The following is a 21,296-nucleotide window of genomic DNA, read 5'->3' on the forward strand; positions in this document are numbered from 1 at the left end:
AGTCATTCTCAGCAGCTCAGTACTTGAGGAGGTTGGCGTCATCGACCGAGGCCGAGCGACGCGTCCGGAAGATCGACATGATGATGGCCAGGCCGACGACCACTTCGGCGGCCGCGACGACCATCACGAAGAACGCCATGACCTGCCCGTGCACCGTGCCCTCGATGCGGGCGAAGGTGACCAGCGTCAGGTTCACCGCGTTGAGCATCAGCTCGACGCACATGAACACCACGATGGCGTTGCGCCGCACCAGGACTCCGACCGCGCCGATCGAGAACAGCAGCGCCGACAGCAGCAGGTAGTACGTGGGGGTCACTGGTGAACCTCCTCGGTGGCGTGCCCCGAGCGCGCGCGCCCGTTCTCCTGGGAGCCGTTGGGCACCGGGATCTCCGGTCCGTCCGCACCGGACCCACCCGGCTCACCGGACTTGCCGGCCCCGGACTGCTCGGACTGCTCGGGCACCTCGGGCTCGCCACCGGCCAGGGCGTGCGGATCGGGTGCCGGTTCGTCCCCGGCGATCGCGCGGCGCTCCTCGTCGAGCTTCTCGGCGGGCAGGTTCTCCAGCAGCTCGGACAGCGACTCCGGCGCCACCGAACCGTCCGGCAGCAGCGCGGGCACCGCGACCGAGTTGGCCGTGGCGTACACGCCGGGACCGGGCAGCGGCGACGAGCGGTCGCTGCGGAACCGCTGGTTGGCGCGCTCCCGCTGGCTCAGGCGCGGGCCGCGGCCCTTGCCGCCGTAGGCCAGCACCATCGCGCCGACGGCCGCGGTGATCAGCAGCGCGGAGGTCAGCTCGAACGGGAACAGGTAGTCGGTGAAGATCAGCCGGCCGAGTCCGCCCGCACCGCCACCGGCGGGCTGCCAGGCGTCCAGCGGCGGGGCGGCCTGCACCGAGGTCAGCGACCGGGCGAGGCCCGTGACCAGCAGCGCGGCCAGGCCGATCCCGCCGAGACCGGCCCAGAGGCGTTGTCCGCGCAGGACTTCCACCACCGAGTCCGACGAGTCGCGGCCGACCATCATCAGCACGAACAGGAACAGCATCATGATCGCGCCGGTGTAGACGATGATCTGGGTGAAGCCGAGGAACGCGGCGCTCTGGCCCATGTAGAGCACGCCCAGGCTCAGCATCGTCAGCACCAGCCACAGCGCGGAGTGCACCGCGTTGCGGGCGAAGACCATGCCGAGCGCGCCCAGCAGCGACAGCGGTCCGAGGACCCAGAACAGCACCGTCTCCCCGGTGCCGACCACGTCGCCGGCCTGCGCCAGCACGATTCCGGTGCTCATCGCGCATCCACCTCCGGACCGGATTCCACCGTCGCCCCCTCGGGAACACCGCGCTGCTTCGCGAGTTCGGGGCCGTTGACGTAGTAGTCCTGCTCGTCGTCACCGAGGCGCATCGCGTGCGGCGGCTGCTCCATGCCGGGCAGCAGCGGCGCGAGCATGTCGGCCTTGGTGTAGATCAGGTCCTGGCGGTTGTCGTCCGCGGTCTCGTACTCGTTGGTCATCGTCAGCGCCCGGGTCGGGCAGGCCTCGATGCACAACCCGCAGCCGATGCAGCGCAGGTAGTTGATCTGGTAGTCCATGCCGTAGCGCTCGCCGGGCGAGTAGCGGGCCTCGTCGGTGTTGTCCCCGCCCTCCACGAAGATCGCGTCGGCCGGGCACGCCCACGCGCACAGCTCGCAGCCCACGCACTTCTCCAGCCCGTCCGGGTGCCGGTTGAGCTGGTGGCGGCCGTGGAACCGGGGTGCGGCGACCTTCTTGACCTCGGGGTACTCCTCGGTGACGACCTTCTTGAACATCGTCGAGAAGGTGACGCCGAATCCCTTGATCGGATCAAACATTCCCATGGGGCGCCTCCTCGCCTTCCGGACCCGCGAGTTCGCCGGAACCGGTGCCGCTGCGCACCGGGGTGCGTCGCGGCGGGGTCTTGGGGACTTCCAGGTCGAGCGGTGGCACGGGGAACCCGCTGCCCGCCATCGGCACCTCGTCGCGGTCCTCGGCGGGCTTGCGGTCCGGGATGAGGAACGTGGCCGCGACCAGGATCACCACCACGACCGCCCCGCCGATCATGAACTGCTGGGTGCTGACGGTGTCGGTGTTGCGCAGCGCGCGGATCACGGTCACCGCCACGATCCACACCAGGCTGACCGGGACCAGCAGCTTCCAGCCGAGGTCCATGAACTGGTCGTAGCGCAGGCGGGGCAGGGTGCCGCGCAGCCACACGAAGAAGAACAGGAACGCGATCGTCTTGCCGAGGAACCACAGCACCGGCCACCACCCGGTGTTGAGAACCCCGTCGCCGATCAGCGACAGCGGCCACGGCGCGTGCCAGCCGCCTAGGAACAGCGTGGTCGCCAGCGCCGAGACGGTGACCATGTTGATGTACTCGGCGAGGAAGAACAGCGCGAACTTCAGCGACGAGTACTCGGTGTGGAAACCGCCGACCAGCTCGGACTCGGCCTCCGGGAGGTCGAACGGGGCGCGGTTGGTCTCGCCGACCATCGACACCACGTAGACCAGGAAGCTCACCGGAAGCAGCGCGAAGAACCAGCCGTTCTCCTGCGCGGCGACGATGCCGGAGGTCGACAGCGTCCCGGCGTACATGATCACCGCGACGAAGGACAGGCCCATCGCGATCTCGTAGGAGATCACCTGCGCCGCCGACCGCAGCGAACCCAGCAGCGGGTACGGCGATCCGGACGCCCACCCGGCGAGCACGATGCCGTAGACGCCGACCGAGGCGCAGGCCAGCACGACCAGCAGGCCGACCGGCAGATCGACCAGCTGCAGCGCGGTGCGCTCGCCGAAGATGGTGACCTCGGGGCCGATCGGGATCACCGAGAACGACACCAGCGCGGGCGTCGCGGAGATCGCCGGGGCCAGGAAGTACACCCACTTGTCGGCCATGACCGGCCGGATGTCCTCCTTGAACGCCAGCTTCAGGCCGTCGGCCAGCGACTGGAGGATGCCGAAGGGCCCGGCCCGGTTCGGTCCCGGCCGGTGCTGCATGCGGCCGATGACCCGGCGTTCCGCCCAGATCGTCAGCAGCGTCATGAGCACCAGGAACGCGAAGATCGCCACGACCTTGATCAGGATCAACCAGATCGGGTCGTCGGCGAGCAGTTCGGCTGTCTCGGTCATGCGTTCCCCCCGCGGTGGTGGGCGGAGTTGCCGTTCACGCTGGTCCTGCCGTTCGGGGAGTACCCGTTGCTCCCCGCGTCCCCGGTGACCGGAGCGAGGTCGACGAGCGCCCCGTGCCCGGCGCCGAGGGCCTGGTGGACCCGGGCCTGGCCGGAGTCGGTCGGGACCCACACGACGTCGTCGGGCATGTCGGCGATCTCGACCGGCAGCACGATCCTGCCCCGCTCGGTGCGGATCTCCAGGCGCTGTCCGGAACTGATCTCGACGCGCTTGGCGGTCTCGGGCGAGACGATCGCGACCCGGTTGCGGGCGGTGCCGGCCAGGTTCGGCTCGTCGGCCTGCAGCGACCCGTTGTCCAGCAGCTGCCGCCAGGTCCCCAGCACGGCCTGCCCGGGGCCGGGTCGCGGCGCGTGCGCGGCGGCCTCGTCCGGGAAGGGCGTGCGGGCACCGGTGTGCGTGCCGAGCCGGTCGAGCTCGGCCGCTGCGGCTGCCGGGCTCTGGGTGAACAGGTCCGCGTCCATCTCCACGGCGAGGGTGTCGAGCACCCGGCAGTCCGGCAGCGCGCCGGTGCCGTCGATGGTGGTGGCGAACTCGCGGCGGCGGCCCTCCCAGTTGAGGTAGCTGCCGTTCTTCTCGGCGCTGGGCGCGATGGGGAGCACCACGTCGGCCCGCTCGGTCACCGCGCTCGGCCGGAGTTCGAGGCTGACCACGAAATCGGCCGACTCCAGGGCCTTCCGGGCCAGCGCGGGGTCGGGCAGGTCGTCCGGGTCGACGCCGCCGAGCACCAGCCCGGACAGCTCGCCGGACGCCGCGGCGGTGAGGATCTCGGTGAGGTCGCGCCCCGCCGAGGCGGGCAGCGATCCGGGCGCCATGCCCCAGGTCCGCTCGACGTCGGAGCGGGCGTGGTCGTCGACGACGGGCCGGGCACCGGGCAGCAGCGTCGGCAGCGCACCGGCCTCGACGGCGCCGCGCTCCCCGGCCCGGCGCGGGATCCAGGCGACCTGGGCCCCGGTGCGCTGGGCGGTGCGCAGCACCTCGGAGAGCAGGCCGGGCACCTCGGCGGCGCGCTCGCCGACGACGAGCACCGCGCCCTGCTGCCGGATCGCCTCGTCCACCTCGGACGGCAGTTCCCGCAGCGCGGCGGCCTCGCCGCCGGGCACGCACTCGACGAGCGAGCCGGTGCGCACCGGGCCTCCGGCGTGGGTGATGACCGTGGTCTTCTCCACGCCCGGCGAGGTGCGCGGGGCGACGTGGAAGACCTGCGTCGTGCCCTGCCGCGCGGCCTTGCGCAGCCGGAGGAAGACGATCGGCGACTCCTCCTCCGGCTCGAACGCCACGCACAGCACCGCCGGGGCGGATTCCAGGTCGCCGTAGGTGACACCGGTCTCCGGCGTCACGCCGACCACCGCGGACTCCAGGAACCGCAGCTCCTCGGCGGAGTGCGGGCGGGCCCGGTGGTCGATGTCGTTGGTGCGCAGGGCGACCCGCGCGAACTTCGAGTAGGCGTAGGCGTCCTCGACGGTCAACCGGCCGCCGGGCAGCACCCCGACGCCGCGCGCGTCACGCGCCGCGGTCAGGCCCTTCGCGGCCGCCTGCAGCGCCTCGGTCCAGGAGGCTTCGCGGAGCTCGCCGTCGACCCGGATCTGCGGGCGGGTGATGCGGTCGGCGGCGTTGGCGTAGCGGAACGCGAAGCGGCCCTTGTCGCAGATCCACTCCTCGTTGACCTCCGGGTCGTCCCCGGCCAACCGGCGCATGACCTTGCCGCGCCGCCAGTCGGTCCGGGTCGCGCAGCCCGAGGCGCAGTGCTCGCACTGCCCCGGCGTGGAGACCAGGTCGAACGGCCGGGACCGGAACCGGTAGGCGGCGCTGGTGAGCGCGCCGACCGGGCAGATCTGGATGGTGTTGCCGGAGAAGTAGGACTGGAACGGCTGCTGCTCGCCGATGCCGATCTGCTGCAGCGCACCGCGTTCCAGCAGCTCGATGAACGGGTCACCGGCGATCTGCTTGGAGAAGCGGGTGCAGCGCTGGCACAGCACGCAGCGCTCGCGGTCCAGCAGCACCTGCGAGGAGATCGGGACCGGCTTGGCGAAGGCCCGCTTCGTGTCGTGGAACCGCGACTCCGCGCGACCGTGCTTGAGCGCCTGGTTCTGCAGCGGGCACTCGCCGCCCTTGTCGCAGATCGGGCAGTCCAGCGGGTGGTTGATCAGCAGCAGCTCCATCACGCCCTGCTGCGCCTTGTCCGCCACCGGCGAGGAGTTCTGCGTCTTGACGACCATCCCGTCGGCGACGGTCATGGTGCAGGAGGCCTGCGGTTTCGGCATCGGCCGGCCGTTCATCTCGACCTCGACCAGGCACTGCCTGCAGGCGCCCGCCGGGTCCAGCAGCGGGTGGTCGCAGAACCGCGGGATGGTGATGCCCATCCGCTCCGCCGTCCGGATCAGCAGCTCGCCCTTGGGGGCGTCGACCTCGATCCCGTCGATGGTGAGCCGGACGTGCCCTTCGGGGACCGGGCGCGCTTCGGATTCGGGTGCCAGGGTCATCGGGCCGCTCCCACGAGGTCCGGAGCCGTCTTGTTCTTGTTGGAGTCGCACAGCGCGAGGAACTCCTCGCGGAAGTACTTGATGCCGCTGGTGATCGGGCTGACCGCGCCGTCACCGAGCGCGCAGAAGGAGCGGCCGAAGATGTTGTCGCAGACGTCGAGGAGGGTGTCGATGTCCTCCTCGGTCCCGTGCCCGTCGACCATCCGCTCCAGCACCTGCGCCATCCAGTAGGTGCCCTCCCGGCAGGGGGTGCACTTGCCGCAGGACTCGTGCTCGTAGAACTGGGTCCACTTCATCACCGCCCACGGCACCGACACCGTCTCGTTGAACACCTGCACGGCCGTGGTGCCCAGCATCGATCCGGCTTCGGCCGCGCCCTCGAAGTCCAGCGGGACGTCGAGGTGGTCGGCGGTGAACAGCGGCGTGGACGACCCGCCGGGGGTCCAGAACTTCAGCGGGACGCCGTCCTTCATGCCGCCCGCGAGTTCCAGCAGCTGACGCAGCGTGGTGCCCATCGGGGCCTCGTACTGGCCGGGCCGCTCCACGTGACCGGAGATCGAGTAGATCTTCGGTCCGGGCGACTTCTCGCTGCCCATCGTGCGGAACCAGTCCGAGCCGCCGTTGACGATGAACGGCACCGAGGCGATGGTCTCCACGTTGTTCACCGTCGTCGGGCAGGCGTAGAGCCCGGCCGCGGCGGGGAACGGGGGCTTGAGCCGCGGCTGACCGCGCTTGCCCTCCAGGGAGTCCAGCAGCGCCGTCTCCTCGCCGCAGATGTAGGCGCCCGCCCCTGCGTGCACGACGATGTCCAGGTCGAAACCGGAGTCCAGGATGTTCTTGCCCAGGTACCCGGCGGCGTAGGCCTCGCGGACCGCGTGGGTGAGCCGCCGCATCGGGTGCAGGGCCTCACCGCGCACGTAGATCATGCAGTGGTTGGCCCGCATCGCGTAGCTGGCGATGATGCAGCCCTCGATCAGCGAGTGCGGGTCGGCCATCATCAGCGGGATGTCCTTGCAGGTACCCGGCTCGCCCTCGTCGGCGTTGATGACCAGGTAGTGCGGCTTGACCGGGTCCTTCGGCATGAAGCTCCACTTCACGCCCGCCGGGAAGCCCGCACCGCCCCGACCGCGCAGACCGGCGGCCTTGACCAGCTCGATCAGCTGGTCCGGGTGCGCGCCCAGCGCCTTGCGCAGGGCGGTGTAGCCCTCCAGCCGCTCGTAGGTCTCCAGCCGCCAGGCGTCCGGCGACAGCCACCGCTTGGTCAGCACCGGGGTCACCGGGCTGGGACTCGGTTCGGTCATGGCCACCCTCACTTCTTCTCCGGCAGCGGCGGGAGTTCCGCGTCATCGGGCATGCTCGGCGCGATCCAGCCGCGCTCCTGGGCCAGCGCAGCGCCGCGGTTGGTCTCGGTCGCCTGCGAGGAGCCGGTCACCGTCTCGTCGAGGTCGTCGAAGAACCCGGCCAGCTGGCGCTCGGCGCCCCGGAAGTCCGAGAGCGCCGGGCCGCGCGACGGCGCGGGCTTCTCACCGCGCTGCAGGGCCTTGACCAGTTCCAGCGCCTGCTCGGGCGTCTGGTTGTCGTAGTACTCGTAGTTGACCTGGAGCACGGGGGCGAGGTCGCAGGCCGCGAGGCACTCGGCGTGCTCCAGGGTGATCGAGCCCTCGGTGCCGGGTTCGCCGGCGGTGCCCTCGTGCCCGACGCCCAGGTGCTCGCCGAGGGTCCGGTAGATCGCGTCGCCGCCCAGCGCCGCGCACATCGTGTTGGTGCACACGCTGACCAGGTGCTGACCGCACGGCTTGCGCTTGTACATGGTGTAGAAGGTCGCCACGGCGCTGACCTCGGCGACCGACAGCGCCAGCTCCTCGGCGCAGAACTTCATGCCCGCCGGGCTGACGTGCCCCTGCACCGACTGCACCAGGTGCAGCATCGGCAGCAGCGCCGACCGCGATTCCGGGTACCGGGCGATGATCTGCTTCGCCTCGGCCCGGGTGTCCTCTCCGAACACCGAGGTGTCGACCGCGTCGGTCCGCTCCTCGGTGGTGGTGAACTCGAACTGCTCGGTCATCGATCCACCCCGCCCATCACCGGGTCGATGGAGGCGACCGCCGCGATCACGTCGGCCACCAGTCCGCCTTCGCACATCGCGGGCATCGCCTGCAGGTTCACGAAACTGGGTTCGCGGACGTGCACCCGCATCGGCCGGGTGCCGCCGTCGGAGACCAGGTGCGCGCCGAGCTCGCCGCGCGGCGACTCCACCGGCGCGTACGCCTGGCCGGGCGGCACGTCGAAGCCCTCGGTCACCAGCTTGAAGTGGTGGATCAGCGACTCCATGGACTGGCCCATGATCTTGCGGACGTGCTCCAGGGAGTTGCCCATGCCGTCGGCGCCGATGCTCAGCTTCGACGGCCAGGCGATCTTGGCGTCCTCGACCATGTGCGGCCCGGACTCCATCTTGTCCACGCACTGCCGGATGATCTTCAGCGACTCGTGCATCTCCTGCACCCGCAGCGCGTAGCGCGCGTAGCAGTCGCCGGCGTTGCTGGTGGGCACCTCGAAGTCGAATTCCTCGTACCCGCAGTACGGTTCGACCTTGCGCAGGTCCCACGGCAGGCCCGCGGCGCGCAGCAGCGGCCCGGTCACGCCCAGCTGCAGCGCGCCGTCCAGCGGCAGGTAGCCGACGTCCTTGAGGCGCTGCTTCCAGATCGGCTGGCCGGTGAACAGCTTGTCGTAGTCCGGCAGCCGCGTGTCCATGACCTTGATGAACTCGCGCACCTTGTCCTGCCAGCCCTCGGGCAGGTCCTGGGCGACACCGCCGGGCCGGACGAACGCGTGGTTCATCCGCAGACCGGTCAGGAACTCCAGCAGGTGCAGGACCTCCTCGCGCTCCCGGAACCCGTAGGTCATGCCGGTGGTCGCGCCCAGCTCCATCGCGCCGGTGGCCAGGAAGACCAGGTGCGAGGAGATCCGGTTGAGCTCCATCAGCATCACGCGGAACGTCTGGGCCCGCTTCGGCGCCTCGATGCCCAGCAGCTTCTCCACGGCCAGGCAGTAGGAGGTCTCGGTGAACAGGGGCGCCAGGTAGTCCATGCGGGTCACGAAGGTGACGCCCTGGGTCCACGTCCGGTACTCGGTGTTCTTCTCGATGCCGGTGTGCAGGTAGCCGATGACCGAGCGGGCCTTGGTGACCGTCTCGCCCTCCAGCTCCAGCACCAGCCGCAGAACCCCGTGCGTGGACGGGTGTTGCGGGCCCAGGTTGATGACAACCCGCTCCTCGCCACCGGTTTCGTCCAGGAACTCGTCCCAGTCGCCACCGGTGACGGTGAAGATGCGGCCCTCGGTGGTGTCCCTCGACTCCGCCGGGTGAGCACCCGCGAGTGATTCCGTGGTCATCGCCCACACCTCTCCGCGATCACGAGTAAGCCCTGCGCTGGTCCGGCGGCGGGATCTCCGCGCCCTTGTACTCCACCGGGATCCCGCCGAGCGGGTAGTCCTTGCGCTGCGGGTGGCCGTCCCAGTCGTCGGGCATCAGGATCCGGGTGAGCGCCGGGTGCCCGTCGTAGATCAGGCCGAACATGTCCCACGCCTCGCGCTCCTGGAAGTCGGCGGTCGGGTAGACCGGCACCACCGACGGCAGGTGCGGGTCCTCCACGTCCACGGCGACCTCGAGCCGGACGCGACGCCGGTAGGTCATCGATGTCAGGTGGTAGACCGAGTGCAGCCGCTGCGGGGCGTCCGGGCCGTAGTCCACACCGGACACCGAGCTGCACAGCTCGAAGCGCAGCGCCGGGTCGTCGCGGAAGATCCGGCACACCTCGAGCAGGTGCTCGCGGCGCAGGTAGAAGGTGATCTCACCGCGGTCCACGGTCACCTGCTGCACGGTGTCGTCCGGAATCCCCTTGGCGCGCAACGCTTCGAAGAGCGCGTCGACGACCTCGTCGAACCAGCCGCCGTAGGGACGCTCGCTCGCGGGCGGCACGTAGGCCGGCAGGTGCAGCCCGCCGTAGCCCGAGGTGTCGCCGGTTCCGCGCACGCCGAACATGCCCTGGCGCTCGCGTCCCGCGATCGGGGCTCCCGCGCGGGCCGGCTCGGCGCCGGTGGGCGCCAGGTCGGTCGCGCGCTCGGCGCTCGAACCGGGTTCGCCGGGCGCCGGGGTGGTCTCGTCTGCCACTGGATTCACCTACCCGCCTTGGTTTCCTGGCGCTGCTCCGGACCCTGGGAGAGCTCTGGACCCTGGGAGAGCTCTGGGCGCACCGGAGCGCTCTCGAAGGCACCGAGCTCCTCGGATCCGCCCATCTCGCGCCGCTGCGCGGCCTGCTGCCGTTCGGCGCGCTTGCGCTGCGAGGCGTTCTTCGGCGCGTACCGGACGGAGGAGGGGATCATCGGCGTGCGGTCGCCGCGCTCCAGCTTCTCCTGAGCGCGCTTGGCGTTGATCGGCTCGTCCATGATCTTGGCGTGCAGCTTGAGGATCGCGTCGAGCAGCATCTCGGGGCGCGGCGGGCATCCCGGCAGGTACATGTCCACCGGCACCACGTGGTCGACGCCCTGCACGACCGCGTAGTTGTTGAACATGCCGCCGGTGGAGGCGCACACGCCCATCGCCAGCACCCAGCGCGGCTCGGGCATCTGGTCGTAGATCTGGCGCAACACCGGGGCCATCTTGTTGGTCACCCGACCGGCCACGATCATCAGATCGGCCTGCCTCGGGGTGGCGGAGAAGCGCTCCATGCCGAACCGGGAGATGTCGTAGCGGGAACCGCCGACGGTCATCATCTCGATGGCGCAGCAGGCCAGCCCGAACGTCGCCGGCCACATCGACGTCTTCCGGGTCCAGTTGACGAGCTTCTCCACGTTGGCCAACAGGATGCCGTTGGGCAGCTGCTCTTCGAGCCCCATCGCCGGCACTCCTTCCCGCGTCTTTGCGGCTAGTCCCTGCAGTTCGTCCAGGCGCCCGGCGGGTTACCGGGCTCAGCGCTCCGGTTTCAGTTCCAGTCCAGCCCGCCTCTCCGCCAGACGTAGATGTAGGCGAAGCCGACGGTCGCGATGAACAGCACGATCTCGATGACGCCGAACATCCCCAGGGAATCGGCGGAGACCGCGAACGGGTAGAGGAAGACCATCTCGATGTCGAAGAGGATGAACAACATCGCGGTCAGGTAGTAGGCGACGGGCATCCGGCCGCCGCCGATGACGGGCTGCGGCGAGGGCTCGATCCCGCACTCGTAGGCGTCGAGCTTCGCCTTGTTGTAGCGGCGGGGACCGACGAGCGGTGCGATCGCGACCGAGAACACGGCGAACCCCAGCGCCAGCGCGAACAACAGCACCAACGGGATGTACGGGTCGAGCACCTTTGCTGCCCTCCAACCGGTTCCGGCTGTGTGGCCCGGAACACACTTCGTCAGTCCCCGCCGAGACGCAGGTCACGCCTCAGGCATTCGGTGCGCACTCTATGCGGTCGGCCGAATCGGCTCCGTAGTGAGGCGAACCTAACTTTATGACGTGTCTCACGCTTACCGGGACATCTGACCAGACACTCAGGGTCACGCGCTAGGGGTGACGCGAGTAGTGGCGCTGATCACACGATCCATGGCGTCCCCGCCCTTCTCGTCGTAGAGATTTGCCAGCAGCTTCAACACGAAACGCATCAACGTCTGCCTCGGCAGGCCGTGCTTCGTGGCCATCCGCATGACCGTGGGATTGCCAATCAACTTGCTGAAGATATTGCCGAGCCGGAAGTAGCCGCCGAGCTCCTGCTGCACCGCCGTCGGGTACCGGCGCAGCGCCTGCTCCCGGGAGAACGAGGTCGGACGGGCCATCGCGTGCACCGCGCACTCGGCCGCCAGCCGCGCCGACTGCATGGCGTAGGCGATGCCCTCGCCGTTGAACGGGTTGACCATGCCGCCCGCGTCGCCCACCAGCAGCAGGCCGTCGCGGTAGTGCGGGGTGCGGTTGAAGCCCATCGGCAGCGCGGCGCCGCCGATCTTGCCGGTGGCGTTCTCCTCCCGGAACCCCCACTCCTCGGGGGTGCCGTCCAGCCAGGCGCGCATCAACTGGCGGTAGTCGGTCTTGCCGTAGGCCGACGAGGTCGACAGGATGCCCAGCCCGGCGTTGACCGTGCCGTCGCCCATGGCGAACAGCCAGCCGTAGCCCGGCAGCAGGCGCGGTTCGTCCGGGTTGGACCGGTCCCACAGCTCCAGGTGGGACTCCAGGTACTCGTCCTTGTGGCGCGGGCTGGTGTAGTACCGGCGCACGGCCACGCCCATCGGGCGGTCGTCGCGCTTCTGGATGCCCACCGACAGCGCGAGCCGCGCCGACACCCCGTCGCAGGCCAGGACCAGCGGCGCCCGGTAGCTGACCGGCTCGCGCTCGGGACCGGTCTTCGCCTCGACACCGACGACCCGACCGGTGCGGTCGTCGGTGAGGGCGCCGGTGACGCTGGTCTGCTGGAACAGCCGGGCGCCGGCGAGCTGGGCGTTGCGGGCCAGCAGGTCGTCGAAGTCGTTTCGCGGGCGCACCACGCCGTAGGGCGGGAAGTCCGACAGGCTCGGCCAGTCGAGGTCCAGGCTGACCCCGCCCCCGACGACGCGCAGACCCTTGTTGTGCAGCCAGCCGGCTTCTTCCCGGGTGTCGATCCCCAGGTCGATGAGCTGCTTGACGCCCCTCGGCGTGATCCCGTCGCCGCAGACCTTCTCCCGCGGGAAGACGCTCTTCTCCAGCAGCAGGACGTCGAGTCCCGCTCTGGCCAGGTACGTCGCAGCCGTCGAGCCGGCCGGTCCGGCCCCGACGACGATCACGTCGGCGTCGTCGTCCGGTCCGCGGCGGCTGGTGGCGCTGGTCATGACACTCCTCGAACTAGTGCAGTGCTCGGTGCGAACCCGCTTGTGAACGAGTTCACTAATTCCGAGTCTAGGCCGCTGCACCAGCGCGATCGACCCTTTCTCCTACGCCACCCGAGTGAGGAAGCCCGCCCTCCGGGTGCACCGCACGAGCCCGCGAGGGGGTCGCCAGGTGACGGTTCTAGCCATAATTGACCGGACAAAAGGGACGCCGCACCCGGGCGATTCTGGCTAAAACCGTCCCCTGGCGAGCCGGAGCGCTCAGAGCTCCAGGGCGAGGAGGCGGGAGCTGAGGGTCTTGCCGTGGGTGTCCAGGGCGAGGGACGTGGTGACGCCGCCGTCGAGGGCCTGCTGGCAGGTGAACTGCAGGGCCTTCAGCAGCGGCAGCTCGTAGCGGACGACCTCGCCCCTGACCTGGCCGGACAGGTGCTCGCGGACCCGGTCCGCGGTGAGCTCGCGGCGGAGCCGCTCGTAGTCGGCGTCGTCGAGGGGGAACACCGAGAGGATCGAGGTGTCGCCCTTGTCGCCCGCGCGGCAGTGCGCGATCTCATGCAGTCGCATCGTCCACCTCCAGGGTCGTGACCTGCGAGGACACGTCCGTTCGGGGGATCAGGGCGGAGACGATGCCGATCACCTCGCGGACGTCGGCGCGGACGCCGCCGCCCCCGGCCGGGCCGTTGGTGTAGAGCGATTCGACCTCGTGGCAGACGGTCAGCGCCGCCATCCGGTCCTCCGCCATCGCCGCCACCCGCAGTCGGCACTCACCGTCCGGATCGCCCATCGCGCCCAGGACGTCGGCGCGCACCCGGAGCCCCGTTCCGCCCAACCTCGCCGTGACGACGTCGGCGGCCAGCCGCGCCCGGTCGGCGGCACCGGGACCGGCGTAGCTGATGCCGCACTCGGCCCGGTGACCTGCGCGGTAGCCGACGCTGACCTTCAGCTCGTCGGGTCGCCGCCGCCCCCGGGCACCGCTGATGCGGACCCGGTCGCGTCCCGCCCGCTCGGCCCGGACCTCGCGGAAGTCCAGCTCCACGTCGGGCGTGCGGTAGCCGGTCGGGTCGGCGACCTCGTAGAGCAGCTGCTCCCGCACGGTGGCGACGGTGACCATCCCGCCGCTGCCCTCGGGCTTGCCGATGGTCGCGCTGCCGTCGGCGGCGATGTCGGCGAACGGGAAACCGAGCTCGGCCAGCCCGGGCACGTCCTTGACGCCCGGATCGGCGAAGTAGCCGCCGGTGACCTGCCCGGCGCACTCCAGGACGTGCCCGACCAGCGTCGCGGCGGCGGTGCGCGGCACGTCGTCGAGGTCCCAGCCCAGGCGCTGGACGATCGGCGCCACGAACAGCGAGGGGTCGGCGACCCGGCCGGTGATCACCACGTCGGCGTCCAGCGCGGGCAGCAGCTCCTCGGCCCCCAGGTAGGCGTTGGCCGAGACGATCTCGCCGTGCTCGGCCAGCGGCCGCCCGTCCTCCAGCGCGGGCGCGTCCGGGTCGAGCCGGTCCAGCACGTCGTCGCCGGTCAGCACGGCGATCCGGCCGGTGAGCCCGGCCGCGGCCATGACCTCGCGGGTGACCTCCCCGGCGCGCAGCGGATGGGCGGCGCCCATGTTGGTGATCACCCGTGCTCCGTTCGCCAGCGCCACCGGCAGCAGCCGCTCGAAGCGAGCCCGCAGCAGCGGGTCGTGGCCCTGGTCCGGATCGCCCAGCCTGCGCTGCTGCCCGAGGGCGATGGTGCGTTCGGCCAGGCACTCCAGCACCAGGTCGTCCACCCCGGCCCGGGCGAGCTCGACGGCCGGTTCGATCCGGTCCCCGGCGAACCCGGCCCCGCTGCCGATCCGCATCGCGCGCACTACAGCACCCCCGTGACCAGCGCGACCAGCGTCATCACCAGGGTGGTGCCGAAGGCCCAGCCGAAGATGAACCGCTGGTGGTCGCCGATGTCGACCTTGGACATGCCCAGCAGGATGAACGTCGAGGCGGTCAGCGGGCTCAGCGGGAAACCGGTGGTCATCTGCCCGAGGATCGCCGCCCGACCGATCGCGGCCGGATCACCGCCGAGCGCCGCGCTGGTCTCGGCCAGCACCGGCACCACTCCGTAGTAGAAGGCGTCCGGGGTGAACACCAGGCTCAGCGGCATCCCGGCGATCGCGGTGATCACCGGCAGCACCGCGCCCCCGGCGTCGGGGATGACCGCGACCAGGCCCTCGGCCATCGCCTCGATCATGCCGGTGCCGGTGAGGATGCCGGTGAACACGCCGGCCGCGAAGATCACCACGACGACCAGCACCACGTTGTAGGCGTGCTTGCCGAACAGCTCCTGCTGGCCCTGCCAGGTCGGCCGGTTGACCAGCAGCGCGACCAGGAAGGCCACCAGGAACAGCACTTCCAGGTCGGCGAGCTGGAACAGCAGGCAGCCGACGAGGGCCAGCGTGAGCAGGGCGTTGAACCAGAACCGGGCCCGGTCGGCGCCGGTGAGCCGCACCCGCTCGACGTCCTCCACGGCGATCACGCCGAGGCGCTTCCGCTCGGAGCGGCCGATCAGGTACGCGGCGAGCAGCACCCAGCAGATCCCGGCGATCATCGCGGGCAGCACGGGCAGGAACAGCTGCGCGGAGTCGAGCTCGAGCGCGGCCATCGCCCGCGCGGTAGGACCGCCCCACGGCACCATGTTCATCACGCCCGCGCCGAGGCAGACCACACCGGCCAGCACGATCCGCCGCATGCCGAGCCGCTGGTAGATCGGCAGCAGCGCGGAGACGGTGATCAGGAAGGTGGAGGCGCCGTCGCCGTCGAGGGCGACCAGCAGCGTGAGCAGCGCGGTCCCGACGGTGATCTTGAGCGGGTCGCCCTTGGCCCAGGCCAGGATGCGGGTGACGGCGGGGTCGAACAGCCCCGCGTCGATCATCAGGCTGAAGTAGAGCACCGCGAAGGTGATCATGATGGCGACCGGGGCGACCGTGACCAGTCCGTCGGCCACGAGCTCGCCGAGCTTCGCGCCGTGACCGCTCAGCAACGCAGCGGCGATCGGGACGAGGGTGAGCGCGAACAGCACCGACACCCGGCGCGAGAGCACCAGGGCCAGGAACACGCCGATCGTGAGGAATCCGCTCGCGGCGAGCATGGGCGACCTCCGAACACCGCCGTTGGGTCGGACGGGAAGCGAACCGAACGGGAAGACTGTGATCCACACCGCTCATGCCGGTCAAGCAATAAAAACGGATAGATTCATGTGCCATGAGCATGGATCTGACGGTGCAGCAGCTCAGACTGGTCCTGGCCGTGCACGACACCGGCGGGTTCACCCCGGCCGCCGAGCGGCTGCACCTCGCGCAGTCCTCGATCAGCCGCGCGGTGCGCGACGTGGAGCGCAGGGTCGGCACCACGCTGTTCCGGCGCACCACCCGGCAGCTGGTCACCACTCCGGAAGGGGTGGAGTTCTGCCTGGTCGCGCGGCGCGTGGTGGAGTCGTTCGACGCCGGGATCAACCACTTCCAGGGCTTCCTCGCCGGTTCCCGGGGCCGGGTCCGGGTGGCGGCGCTGCCGTCGATGGCGGCGATCCTGCTGCCGCCGGTCGTCTCCGCCTACCGCGCCGAGCACCCGGACGTGGAGCTGTCGATCACCGACGGCATGTCCGACGAGGTGCTGGCCGAGGTCCGCGCGGGCACCGCCGACCTGGGCGTCACGGTCGTCGCCGAGCCGCCGCCGGACCTGGTGGTGCTCCCGATCGCGACCGACCGGATGTGCGCGGTCTTCCCGCCGGAGCACCGCTTCGCCGCTCGCGCGGCGCTGACCTGGGCAGAGCTGGCGGGCGAGCCGCACATCGCGTTCGGCGCGGACTCCAGCATCCGCCAGCACGCCGACCGCGCCTTCGCCGCGGCCGGGACGCGACCTCGCGTGGTGCTGGAATCCGGCAACATCTCGGCGGTCGCGGGGCTCGTAGCCGCTGGTCTGGGCACCGCGGTCATGCCGGGCACGGTGCTGCCGCTGGTGGCCTTCGCCGGTCTCGCGCACGTCCCGCTCACCGAACCGGAGACCCACCGCCGGATCGCGGTGATCCGCGCGCCGCACCACCCGCAACCCCCGGCGACCAGGGCGTTCACCGAAGCCCTGACCCGAGCGCGCACACCCGCGCCGGAGACGTCCTGGCTCTGATCCGCTCCCGTGCGGAAGCGCTCAGATACCGCCGCCCGCGGTGGGCCCGCAGTTCTCAGAGCGGGTTTCGGGCGTGGTGGACCGCGACCACTCCGCTGGTGAGGTTCTTCCAGGTGGTGTCGGTCCAGCCGGCCTCGGCGATGAGCTCGGCGAGCGCGCGCTGGTCCGGCCAGGAGCGGATGGACTCCGCGAGGTAGACGTAGGCGTCCGGGTTGGAGGAGACCGCGCGGGCGATCGGCGGCAGCGCGCGCATCAGGTAGTTCATGTAGACGCCTCGGAACGGCTGCCAGGTCGGGGTGGAGAACTCGCACACGACCAGGCGCCCGCCGGGCCGGACGACCCGGCGCATCTCGCGCAGACCGGCCACCGTGTCGGCGAGGTTGCGCAGGCCGAACGAGATCGTCGCGGCGTCGAAGGCGTCGTCGGCGAACGGCAGGTGCAGCGCGTCGGCGGCCACCAGCGGCACCCCGCGCCCCTTGCCGACCGAGAGCATGCCCAGCGAGAAGTCGGCCGCCACGCAGTAGGCACCGGAGCGCGCGAACTCGACCGTCGACACACCGCTGCCCGCGGCGAGGTCGAGGACCTTCTCGTCCTGCTGGGGCGCGAGCAGCTGCCGGGTCACCTTCCGCCAACGCCGGTCCTGCCCGAAGGACAGCACCGTGTTGGTCAGGTCGTACCGGCGCGCGACACCGTCGAACATCGCCGCGACTTCGCGTGGGTTCTTGTCCAAGCCTGCCCGAGACACACCCGCAGCGTACGTGGCCGACGCTGAGCCGGGTTCAGGCAGCCGCCGACTCCGCCCAGCCGCAGACGGCGGCGTAGTGATCCACCAGCTGGCGGCACAGCGCGGGCCAGGTGCGCCCGGCGACGGCGTTGCGGGCGTGGCCGCCGAAGCGCTCGCGCAGGGCGGGATCGCGCAGGTCGTCCAGGGCTCGGCGGAGCGCCTCGGCGTGCTCGGAGTCGTCGTGCGCGGGCAGCAGGTAACCGGTGCGACCCACGTCGACCAGGTCGCGGGGACCGCCCGCGTCGGGCGCGATGACCGGGACGCCGGAGGCCATCGCCTCCTGCACCGCCTGGCAGAACGTCTCGTGCGGGCCGGTGTGCACGAACACGTCGAGGCTCGCGTAGATGTCGGCGAGCTCGTCGCCGGTGCGCTGGCCGAGGAACGCCGCGTTCGGCAGCTCCCCGCGCAGCCGCTCGCGCTCCGGCCCGTCGCCCACCACGACCAGCCGCACGCCGGGGTCGCCGTCGATCTCGGCGAGCCGCTCGATGCGCTTCTCCGGCGCCAACCGGCCCACGTAGCCGACCAGCAGCTCCCCGTTCGGCGCCAGCTCCGACCGCAGCCGCGGGTCTCGCCTGCGCGGCGTGAAGCGCTCGGTGTCGACCCCGCGCCCCCACCGGTGCACCCGCGGAATCCCGTGCTCGCGCAGGGTTTCCACGGCCCACGTGGACGGTGCCAGGGTGCGGTCGGCGTGGCAGTGCAGGCGGCGGATCCACTTCCACGCGGCCTTCGCGGTCAGCCCGAGCCCGTAGGACTCGGCGAAACCGGCCACGTCGGTCTGGTACACCGCGACCGTCGGGACCCCGAGCCTGCGCGCGGCGTTGAGCCCCCGCGCGCCCACCACGAAGGGCGAGGCCAGGTGCACCACGTCGGGCCGGAACTCCTGCAGCCCGCGCAGCACGCGGCGGCTCGGCAACCCGATCGGCAGCGAGGACACGATCGGCAGGTCCATCGCGGGCAGCCTGATGACGGGGAAGCCCGCGTAGGAGTCGGGGCCCGGACCAGGGGCGATGACCAGGGCCTGGTCCCCTCGGCGACGCAAGTGCTCCAGCACCCGCAACACCGAGTTCGTCACTCCGTTGATCTGCGGCAGGAAGCTCTCGGTCACGATCGCGATGCGCACGCGGAACACGGTCGCGGCCGGTTCGGGCGAACAGCCGACGCCCATGTGACGCGACCACCAACGACAACCGAAGTCCGCCCCAACTCGGACATCGGTCCGCAAACGTGGCCTGCGGCTCCACGGCCGGTCACCTCGGCGTTGCTGGGCGGTCACCCGCCGCGCGGAGGCTGGGGACGCATGACGGCCCTGCCTACTCCTCCCGCACAGATCGAACCGGCCCTGGTGTCACGGGCTTTCGAGGTCGCCGGCCGGCTCGCCAACGACGCCGCGGACGTGATCATCGCGACGGCGGGACGAGGGGCGCGGCCGGAACCGAGCGAATCGCCGTTCGACTGGGTCACCGACACCGGCCGCACGCTGGAGCGGCACACCCGCCGCATCCTCGCCGACGAGTTCCCCGGCACCCCGGTGTTCGGCGAGGAGTTCGGGGAGGAGCCCAGCGGCCCGCCGCAGCAGGGCGGGGCGCGGTTCCGCTGGTCGGTCGACCCGGTCGACGGCACCGCCAACTACGTGGCCGGACTCCCCTGGTGCGCCTACAGCCTCGCGATGCTCGACGCGCACGGGCCGGTGGTGGGCGTGGTCGCCGACCCGTACCGCACCCAGATCTACGCGGCCGCGCGCGGCCGGGGCATGCGCGCCAACGGAACCCCGGTGCGGCTGCCCGATCACGGCGAGATCCGCGGCGGCATCGTGTGCACCGAGCTGACCCGCAACGGGCCCTGGCCCGGCATGGACCGGTTCATCACCAACGCGGCGTCCGCGCAGGTCGGGGTGCGTTTACTGGGCTCACCGGCGCTGGCCATCACCCAGGTCGTGCTCGGGCACGCGGTGGCGGCGGTGCTCGACGACTACCAGGAGTGGGACGTGGCCGGCGCGCTCGCGCTGGCCACCGAGGCCGGTGCCACCGTCCTCGACCGGCGCGGCGAACCGAACCCGCTGCCCCGCGACGGCCTGCTCGTCGCCGCCCCCGGCGCGGCCGCCGAGGTGCACCAGTGGTGGCTGCAGGCCGCCGAGATCACGACCGGCTGACCTGCTCAGCGGTGTCCGGCGCTCAGCACGGCTGGCCGACCGGTTCCGGCAGTACCGCGGAGAGCGGCTTGACCAGCGGGAACCGGCAGCGCAGCTGCTGAACCCGCTGCGGATCGGTGTCCTCGACGAGGTCCAGCACCTCGGCGGTGACCTCCGCGAAGCGCTGCTCGGCGTCGGTGAGCTCGGCCCGCACGCGGCGGGCTATCTCCACGTCGCGCGGCGCGGATCCCAGGCCCCGGCCGAGCTCGGCGAACACGCGCAGGCTGGGGAGCTCGGCGTCCATCCGGCGCACCACGGTCCGCAGCAGGTTGCGGGCCCGCAGCGACGACACGGCCTCCACGGCACGGCAGGCCCGCCGCACCGCCTGCTCGCAGTGCTGCACGAACGGCTCCCAGCCGTCCGGCTCGGACCGCGGCAGCGGCTCCGGGTCCGCGGCGACGACCGCCTCGGCCGGTTCCTCCGGCACGCCGCGACGCCGCACCGCGAGCACGACGCCCGCACCGGCGGCTCCCGCGATCAACGCCACGAGCACTTGCAACCAGATCTCGTCCATCCCAGTTGCGCCCTTCCACTAGACCCCGACAGGGGAACGCGGAAGGCCCCCAGGCCAGTGCTTCCGGCGTTCCGATACCCCCTCGATCACTGTGCTCCTGGCCGGTGCTCATCGGCGTGCGGGGAACTACTCATCTTCGATTGCGTTTCCGACACTTCGCCGCCCTGGCGGTCGTGCTTCCCGGCCGGGCCGGTCCCCGGGCGCGCGCGGGGTCAGGCGGCTGCTCGCCAGCCCCGCCCTGGCCAGGTGCTGCAGGTCGGCCAGCAGGAACTCCAGGGCACCGGTGTGCGCGCCGTCGCGGCCGCCGGGCCGGGTGAACTCGCCGAACCCGGCGGGCACCGGCAGCCGGGCGATGGAGAACACCTCGTCGAGGGACTGGCCGACGCGGGCGCGCACGCGGGAGGGGTCGACGCCGCAGCCCGCCTCGGCCAGCCGCGCCTCGACGGGGTGCGGGACGAACAGCTCGGCTCCGAGCGGCCGCACCAGCTGCCATCCGGCGGTCATCTCACCGTCGGCGTCCCCGAGCTTGATGACCCACTGGGCGGCGTGGTCGCGGTGTCGGCCGAGCTCGTCCAGCGAGCGCGCTGCCAGCGTCGCCAGCACCGCGTCCGTACTGCCCGTGAGCTCCTCGAAGACCGCGAAGCGCCAGGTGGTGAACAGCAGGAGGCGGGCGACGGTGGTCGGGAAGTTCCCGCCCGGGCCGGGCCCGCAGTCGATCTCGGCCAGCCGCACGTTCCGGAACTCGGCGGGTTCTCGCAGGTAGGCGAGGCCGTCCGGGTCGGTCCGACCGGTGACCTCGGTGGCGCGGCCGAGCAGAACCCGTGCGTGTCCCAGCAGTTCGTGGGCGATCTCGCCGAGCGCGGCCGACTCCTCCAGGCCCGCGCGCAGCCCCCACTCGGAGAGCCGGTGGGCGAGCACCAGGGCGTCGTCTCCGAGCATCGTGCAGTACAGGGCCAGGTCAGCCGGGTCCGCCCCGGCGGGAACCGAGCGGTCGACGGTGGCCAGGACCGGGGCTCCGAGCACCCAGCGCTGACCCTGGTCGCGTTCCTCGAAGAGCGCTCTGGGGCTGTTCATGGCAACGACCTCGCAGACGCGGGGCCGGCTCGTCGACTCGTCGGCCACCGACCCCCTTTCGGCGGACACTCAGT

At 71.3% G+C, this 21,296-nt stretch carries 21 protein-coding genes; 2 read left to right on the forward strand and 19 right to left on the reverse strand.

The genetic code is table 11. The annotated features are described in order from the left end of the window. Window positions 1-16: 16 nt before the first annotated feature. The 15 genes from nuoK to QFW96_RS10975 form a co-directional block, all read right to left on the reverse strand. On the reverse strand, window positions 17-316 hold the full coding sequence (gene nuoK / locus QFW96_RS10905) for an NADH-quinone oxidoreductase subunit NuoK (protein WP_093414272.1): 300 nt from the start codon (window positions 314-316) through the stop codon (window positions 17-19). Continuing rightward, the gene (locus tag QFW96_RS10910; protein ID WP_281455446.1) at window positions 313-1,284 is read right to left on the reverse strand and encodes an NADH-quinone oxidoreductase subunit J; all 972 of its coding nucleotides are present in this window, start codon (window positions 1,282-1,284) and stop codon (window positions 313-315) included. The genes nuoK and QFW96_RS10910 overlap by 4 nt, the downstream gene beginning before the upstream one ends. After that, window positions 1,281-1,847: an NADH-quinone oxidoreductase subunit NuoI gene (nuoI, locus tag QFW96_RS10915; RefSeq protein ID WP_281455447.1), complete on the reverse strand. Its 567-nt coding sequence runs from the start codon at window positions 1,845-1,847 to the stop codon at window positions 1,281-1,283. The genes QFW96_RS10910 and nuoI overlap by 4 nt, the downstream gene beginning before the upstream one ends. Further along, complete coding sequence (nuoH, locus tag QFW96_RS10920; RefSeq protein ID WP_281455448.1) at window positions 1,834-3,141, reverse strand: NADH-quinone oxidoreductase subunit NuoH; 1,308 nt, start codon at window positions 3,139-3,141, stop codon at window positions 1,834-1,836. Before nuoH ends, nuoI begins: the two co-directional genes overlap by 14 nt. Then, window positions 3,138-5,681 carry an NADH-quinone oxidoreductase subunit G gene (locus QFW96_RS10925; RefSeq protein ID WP_281455449.1) on the reverse strand — a complete coding sequence of 848 codons (2,544 nt, stop codon included), beginning with the start codon at window positions 5,679-5,681 and terminating at the stop codon, window positions 3,138-3,140. Before QFW96_RS10925 ends, nuoH begins: the two co-directional genes overlap by 4 nt. Next, complete coding sequence (gene nuoF, locus QFW96_RS10930) at window positions 5,678-6,982, reverse strand: NADH-quinone oxidoreductase subunit NuoF (protein WP_281455450.1); 1,305 nt, start codon at window positions 6,980-6,982, stop codon at window positions 5,678-5,680. The genes QFW96_RS10925 and nuoF overlap by 4 nt, the downstream gene beginning before the upstream one ends. Before the next feature lie 8 nt (window positions 6,983-6,990). Continuing rightward, complete coding sequence (nuoE, locus tag QFW96_RS10935) at window positions 6,991-7,746, reverse strand: NADH-quinone oxidoreductase subunit NuoE (protein ID WP_281455451.1); 756 nt, start codon at window positions 7,744-7,746, stop codon at window positions 6,991-6,993. Further along, window positions 7,743-9,071, reverse strand: a complete 1,329-nt coding sequence (locus QFW96_RS10940; protein WP_281455452.1) for an NADH-quinone oxidoreductase subunit D — start codon at window positions 9,069-9,071, stop codon at window positions 7,743-7,745. Before QFW96_RS10940 ends, nuoE begins: the two co-directional genes overlap by 4 nt. 19 nt (window positions 9,072-9,090) lie before the next feature. Continuing rightward, on the reverse strand, window positions 9,091-9,858 hold the full coding sequence (locus QFW96_RS10945; protein WP_425524741.1) for an NADH-quinone oxidoreductase subunit C: 768 nt from the start codon (window positions 9,856-9,858) through the stop codon (window positions 9,091-9,093). Next, window positions 9,855-10,574, reverse strand: a complete 720-nt coding sequence (locus tag QFW96_RS10950; protein ID WP_281455453.1) for a NuoB/complex I 20 kDa subunit family protein — start codon at window positions 10,572-10,574, stop codon at window positions 9,855-9,857. The genes QFW96_RS10945 and QFW96_RS10950 overlap by 4 nt, the downstream gene beginning before the upstream one ends. Window positions 10,575-10,660: 86 nt before the next feature. Continuing rightward, window positions 10,661-11,026: an NADH-quinone oxidoreductase subunit A gene (locus tag QFW96_RS10955; protein WP_281455454.1), complete on the reverse strand. Its 366-nt coding sequence runs from the start codon at window positions 11,024-11,026 to the stop codon at window positions 10,661-10,663. Between the two features lie 192 nt (window positions 11,027-11,218). Beyond that, on the reverse strand, window positions 11,219-12,517 hold the full coding sequence (locus QFW96_RS10960) for a geranylgeranyl reductase family protein (RefSeq protein ID WP_281455455.1): 1,299 nt from the start codon (window positions 12,515-12,517) through the stop codon (window positions 11,219-11,221). 258 nt (window positions 12,518-12,775) lie between these two features. Further along, entirely contained in the window at window positions 12,776-13,075 is a 300-nt protein-coding gene (locus QFW96_RS10965) for an AtuA-related protein (protein WP_281455456.1), read from the reverse strand. Then, window positions 13,062-14,351 carry an acyclic terpene utilization AtuA family protein gene (locus QFW96_RS10970; protein ID WP_281455479.1) on the reverse strand — a complete coding sequence of 430 codons (1,290 nt, stop codon included), beginning with the start codon at window positions 14,349-14,351 and terminating at the stop codon, window positions 13,062-13,064. Before QFW96_RS10970 ends, QFW96_RS10965 begins: the two co-directional genes overlap by 14 nt. Before the next feature lie 8 nt (window positions 14,352-14,359). Continuing rightward, complete coding sequence (locus tag QFW96_RS10975) at window positions 14,360-15,631, reverse strand: CitMHS family transporter (protein WP_281455457.1); 1,272 nt, start codon at window positions 15,629-15,631, stop codon at window positions 14,360-14,362. A 113-nt stretch (window positions 15,632-15,744) separates the two neighbouring features. On the opposite strand from QFW96_RS10975, the gene QFW96_RS10980 reads away from it, so the two are divergent. Beyond that, complete coding sequence (locus tag QFW96_RS10980) at window positions 15,745-16,662, forward strand: LysR family transcriptional regulator (protein ID WP_281455458.1); 918 nt, start codon at window positions 15,745-15,747, stop codon at window positions 16,660-16,662. Between the two features lie 55 nt (window positions 16,663-16,717). On the opposite strand, the gene QFW96_RS10985 is transcribed toward QFW96_RS10980, so the two are convergent. Both QFW96_RS10985 and QFW96_RS10990 read right to left on the reverse strand, forming a co-directional pair. Next, window positions 16,718-17,407, reverse strand: a complete 690-nt coding sequence (locus QFW96_RS10985; RefSeq protein WP_281455459.1) for a demethylmenaquinone methyltransferase — start codon at window positions 17,405-17,407, stop codon at window positions 16,718-16,720. A gap of 34 nt (window positions 17,408-17,441) precedes the next feature. After that, window positions 17,442-18,566, reverse strand: coding sequence for a glycosyltransferase family 4 protein (locus QFW96_RS10990; protein WP_281455460.1), 1,125 nt, complete (start codon window positions 18,564-18,566; stop codon window positions 17,442-17,444). A gap of 177 nt (window positions 18,567-18,743) precedes the next feature. Here QFW96_RS10990 and QFW96_RS10995 point away from each other — a divergent pair, with 177 nt between their 5' ends. After that, a complete protein-coding gene (locus tag QFW96_RS10995) occupies window positions 18,744-19,595 on the forward strand; it encodes an inositol monophosphatase family protein (RefSeq protein ID WP_281455461.1) in 852 nt (283 codons plus the stop codon). A gap of 22 nt (window positions 19,596-19,617) precedes the next feature. On the opposite strand, the gene QFW96_RS11000 is transcribed toward QFW96_RS10995, so the two are convergent. Together QFW96_RS11000 and paaC are read right to left on the reverse strand one after the other, a co-directional pair. Continuing rightward, the gene (locus tag QFW96_RS11000) at window positions 19,618-20,148 is read right to left on the reverse strand and encodes a hypothetical protein (RefSeq protein WP_281455462.1); all 531 of its coding nucleotides are present in this window, start codon (window positions 20,146-20,148) and stop codon (window positions 19,618-19,620) included. Window positions 20,149-20,274: 126 nt separating this feature from the next. Continuing rightward, window positions 20,275-21,222 (reverse strand): 1,2-phenylacetyl-CoA epoxidase subunit PaaC, encoded by a 948-nt coding sequence (paaC, locus tag QFW96_RS11005; RefSeq protein WP_281455463.1) that lies wholly within the window; start codon window positions 21,220-21,222, stop codon window positions 20,275-20,277. Window positions 21,223-21,296: the final 74 nt, after the last annotated feature.

Source organism: Saccharopolyspora ipomoeae (assembly GCF_029952525.1).
In the GTDB taxonomy this organism is placed as follows: domain Bacteria; phylum Actinomycetota; class Actinomycetes; order Mycobacteriales; family Pseudonocardiaceae; genus Saccharopolyspora; species Saccharopolyspora ipomoeae.